This window comes from Synechococcus sp. H55.9 (assembly GCF_047462355.1).
In the GTDB taxonomy this organism is placed as follows: Bacteria; Cyanobacteriota; Cyanobacteriia; order Thermostichales; family Thermostichaceae; genus Thermostichus.
Map to the genome: position 1 here is coordinate 5,570 of NZ_JANSJB010000031.1, position 3,914 is coordinate 9,483.

The window sequence follows — 3,914 nt, forward strand, 5'->3', positions numbered from 1 at the left end:
TCAGCGAAGGCAGCGCAACACTTCTTCCACATTCTCGCGGCTGCCGATAATCAAAGGCACCCGTTGGTGCAGGGATTGGGGCACGATGTCCAGGATAGCCTCGCTGCCGGTGGTGGCTACGCCCCCCGCCTGCTCAACTAAAAACGCCAGCGGGTTGGCCTCGTACATCAGCCGCAGCTTGCCCTCTGGTTTTTTCTGGGTGCCCGGATAGAGATACACCCCGCCCTGGAGAAGGATGCGGTGAAAATCCGCCACCAGAGCGCCGCTGTAGCGGGAGGTGTAGCCATCGTGGCGGTGGACGTAGCGGACATAGTTCTGGATCCCTTCGCTCCACTGGCAGAAGTAGCCCTCGTTAAGGCTGTAGACGGAGCCGCGTTCGGGAATGCGAATATCGCTCTTGGAGAGGATGAACTCGCCCAAGCTGGGATCCAGGGTAAAACTGTGTACCCCCTTGCCGACGGAATAGACCAGTTGGGTGCTGGGGCCGTAGAGGATGTAGCCGGCAGCCAGTTGGCGGCGGCCCGGCTGCAGGAGATCTTGGTTGTCTGCTTCCGGACGATCCTCAAGGGGGTGCAGAACGGAGAAGATAGAGCCGACGCTGAGGTTGGCGTCAATGTTGGAAGATCCATCCAAGGGATCGATCACCAGGGCCAAGCGGCTGAGGGAGCAGTTTTCCGGCAGGCGGGCCGGCGTTTTCATCTCTTCCGACACCAGCCGACACACCAGGCCCGTCTGCTCCAAGGCGCGGATGAAGGCCCGGTTGGCATAGTCGTCCATCTGTTGCTGTTCTTCCCCTTGGACATTGACGCTGCCGGTCACCCCCAGCGTCCCCTCGATCAGCCCTGCCTGGCTGAGGCGGCGGGCGATCATCTTGCCGGCCAGGGCGATGCGGTTCATCAGGGCGCTGAAGTCCTGGGCCTCGGCAGTAAAGCTGCCAAACTGCTGCAAGACATGGCGGGAGAGGGTGAGCACATCCCGCGCCATCTCCCGTTCGGCGCTGCTGGGCACGGCGGCTGGGGAGGGAGGAGAGCTGAGAATCATATGCGGCTTCACTGACACCTAAGAGGAAACGCCGGAACAAGAGATCCCTAGCTTCTGTATCTCGAACCGGCGGGCAAGGACTGCGTCCCACTGACGCGATTGGAATTTGGGATCCCCTTTACTAGGTAGGCTGGCCGATTCTCGGCGCAGGTGCCGAGAACTTACAGAGTTGCTTCAGATTTGGTCGGATCCCTCTTGCCAGGAGGGTTACGGTTGCCTTTGGGAAAAGCGGTAGGATGAGTTCTACCCATTCTTTTCCCTGCTCACTTTTCTCGGTTTCTTCTTGCCAATGATGGCCAACTCTCCTTTTCCGCTGCGCAGCCAAGTGGTCACCCAGGGGGTGCAGCGCTCCCCCAACCGCGCCATGCTTAGAGCAGTGGGCTTTCGCGATGAGGACTTCGGCAAGCCCATCGTCGGCATCGCCAACGCCCACAGCACCATTACCCCCTGCAACATCGGCATCCAAGCCCTGGCCGAGCGAGCCGAAGCCGCCCTGCGGGAGGCCGGCTGCATGCCTCAGATCTTCGGCACCATTACCATCAGCGACGGCATTTCCATGGGCACCGAGGGCATGAAGTACTCCCTCGTGTCGCGGGAGGTGATTGCCGATTCCATCGAGACGGTGGTCAACGGCCAGAGTATGGATGGTCTCTTGGCCATCGGTGGCTGCGACAAAAACATGCCGGGGGCGATGATTGCCATGGCCCGCCTCAACGTGCCTTCCATCTTTGTCTATGGTGGCACCATCAAGCCGGGGCATTACAATGGCCGTGACCTCACCATTGTCAGCGCCTTTGAAGCGGTAGGGGAGTACAGCGCCGGTCGCATCTCCGAGGAAGAGCTGCTGGCGGTGGAGCGCCACGCCTGCCCCGGTGCCGGATCCTGTGGCGGCATGTACACCGCCAACACCATGTCCAGCGCCTTTGAGGCCATGGGCATGAGCCTGCCCTATTCCTCTACCATGGCGGCAGAGGACGAAGAAAAAGCCGAAAGCGCTGCCCAATCGGCCAAGGTCTTGGCCGAGGCCATCAAGGCCAACATTCGGCCCCGTGACATCATCACTCGCCAGAGCATTGAGAACGCCATCTCCGTCATCATGGCCGTAGGGGGATCCACCAACGCCGTGCTCCACTTTCTGGCCATTGCCCACGCCGCGGAGGTGCCCCTGACGCTGGATGACTTTGAGACCATCCGCGCCCGCGTGCCTGTTCTCTGTGACCTCAAGCCTTCGGGCCGCTTTGTTGCCACCGATCTGCACCGGGCCGGCGGGATCCCGCAAGTAATGAAGATCCTGCTCAACCACGGCTTGCTGCACGGGGACTGCCTCACCATCTCCGGCCAGACAATTGCCGAAGTCCTGCGGGACGTGCCAGACGAGCCCAGCGCTGACCAAGAGGTGATTCGCCCCTGGCACAGCCCCCTCTACCCCCAAGGGCACCTGGCCATTCTCAAAGGCAACCTGGCCACAGAAGGGTCGGTGGCCAAGATCAGCGGCGTCAAGACTCCCAAGATCACGGGGCCGGCACGGGTCTTTGACTCCGAAGAGTCTTGTTTGCAGGCCATCCTCTCCGGCCAGATTCGGGCGGGAGACGTGGTGGTGATCCGCTACGAGGGCCCCAAGGGTGGCCCCGGCATGCGGGAGATGCTCTCGCCCACGTCCGCCATCATCGGCGCTGGCTTGGGAGATAGCGTGGGCCTGATCACCGATGGCCGCTTCTCCGGCGGCACCTACGGCATGGTGGTGGGCCATGTGGCTCCCGAAGCCTATGTGGGGGGCACGATTGCCCTGGTGGAAGAAGGAGATCTGATCACCATCGATGCGCCGGCTCGCCTGTTGCACCTGCATGTCAGCGAAGAGGAGCTGGCCCGCCGCCGCGCCCGCTGGTCTCCGCCTGAGCCCCGCTACAAACGGGGCACCCTGGCCAAGTACGCCAAGCTGGTCTCCAGCAGCAGCCTGGGGGCGGTGACCGATTTGAACTTGTGGGATTAGATCCCTCACCCCCAACCCCTCTCCCAGTGGGAGCCAGCCCTCACCCCCAACCCCTCTCCCAGTGGGAGAGGGGAGTTAGAGAACGTCTCGTATCTCGACCGGGTGACGTGCCACCTTCCACCGCCAGCGACCGAACGCGCCATGGGCATTGACGGCTTGCGTCCACTCGTCCAGATAGCGCTGCTTCACCCGTTCTAGTTCGGTGTTCTCCTGCCGCACCGCCTCGCAGACATGTTGCACAACTCGTAACATGCTGAGGGTGATGATCAGGCGGCAGCGCAGTTCATCCTGATAAAAAAGAGGTGGGGAGATCAAGATGTGGTCAGAGCGAATAAACTACCCCACCGCATAGGCGGGTGGGGTTTTAGCGCTACGCGCCGCTGATGCGAGTGGAGATGCAGTGGTTTACCCAAACTTGAAAGCGTCTCTCCCTGCCAGACAGCCGTTGCAACAGCTCCCGGCATCGACGCCGAGAACTGCGTGTGCCCTGACTGGCCTTGCGTTGCAGAACCGCTCTCAAGCGGGAGTAGTGGTCTCTTACCTGGTTCAACTGCTGTCCATTCCAGTTGTCCCCCTCTGTTCGCGCCAGCGGGCCGTAGGCCCTGGTCGCATTCAACTTTGTGGCTTGCGACGCAGATACCTTGAGCTTGCAAGAGATAGTCAGAACTTGGGTCATACTAAGTATATTGGGCGCTATCCTTTCCCACCCGAGTGGGGTATCCCGCGCATTCAGATGAAACTCGAAAAAGCTGCGGCTGTTATTTTACGGTCATTTCAAATAGCAATGAGACGGTTCGTCACATTGTTGTTGCTACGTAACGCTGTTGCGAACGCGCTGCTCTAACTTCCCTCTCCCAGAGGGAGAGGGGTTAGGGGTGAGGGC

At 60.9% G+C, this 3,914-nt stretch carries 3 protein-coding genes and 1 pseudogene; 1 reads left to right on the forward strand and 3 read right to left on the reverse strand.

The window, feature by feature from the left end; translation table 11 throughout:
* Positions 1 to 984 (reverse strand): class 1 fructose-bisphosphatase, encoded by a 984-nt coding sequence (gene fbp / locus NW857_RS05850; protein ID WP_414335561.1) that lies wholly within the window; start codon positions 982 to 984, stop codon positions 1 to 3.
* A gap of 349 nt (positions 985 to 1,333) precedes the next feature.
* Between fbp and ilvD the strand changes: the two genes are divergently transcribed.
* Positions 1,334 to 3,031, forward strand: coding sequence for a dihydroxy-acid dehydratase (ilvD, locus tag NW857_RS05855; RefSeq protein WP_414368305.1), 1,698 nt, complete (start codon positions 1,334 to 1,336; stop codon positions 3,029 to 3,031).
* A gap of 75 nt (positions 3,032 to 3,106) precedes the next feature.
* Here the strand turns inward: ilvD and NW857_RS05860 are convergent, their stop codons facing one another.
* Together NW857_RS05860 and NW857_RS05865 are read right to left on the reverse strand one after the other, a co-directional pair.
* Positions 3,107 to 3,283, reverse strand: coding sequence for a hypothetical protein (locus NW857_RS05860; RefSeq protein ID WP_414368294.1), 177 nt, complete (start codon positions 3,281 to 3,283; stop codon positions 3,107 to 3,109).
* Positions 3,284 to 3,413: 130 nt separating this feature from the next.
* Positions 3,414 to 3,611 (reverse strand): annotated as a pseudogene (locus tag NW857_RS05865) (RNA-guided endonuclease TnpB family protein); the annotation flags it as partial.
* Between the last annotated feature and the right edge of the window lie 303 nt (positions 3,612 to 3,914).

Bases quoted from the DNA above. Each gene is read 5' to 3' on its own strand.
- NW857_RS05860 (WP_414368294.1), bottom strand. From the start codon at position 3,283: ATGTTACGAGTTGTGCAACATGTCTGCGAGGCGGTGCGGCAGGAGAAC.
- ilvD (WP_414368305.1), top strand. From the start codon at position 1,334: ATGGCCAACTCTCCTTTTCCGCTGCGCAGCCAAGTGGTCACCCAGGGG.
- fbp (WP_414335561.1), bottom strand. From the start codon at position 984: ATGGCGCGGGATGTGCTCACCCTCTCCCGCCATGTCTTGCAGCAGTTT.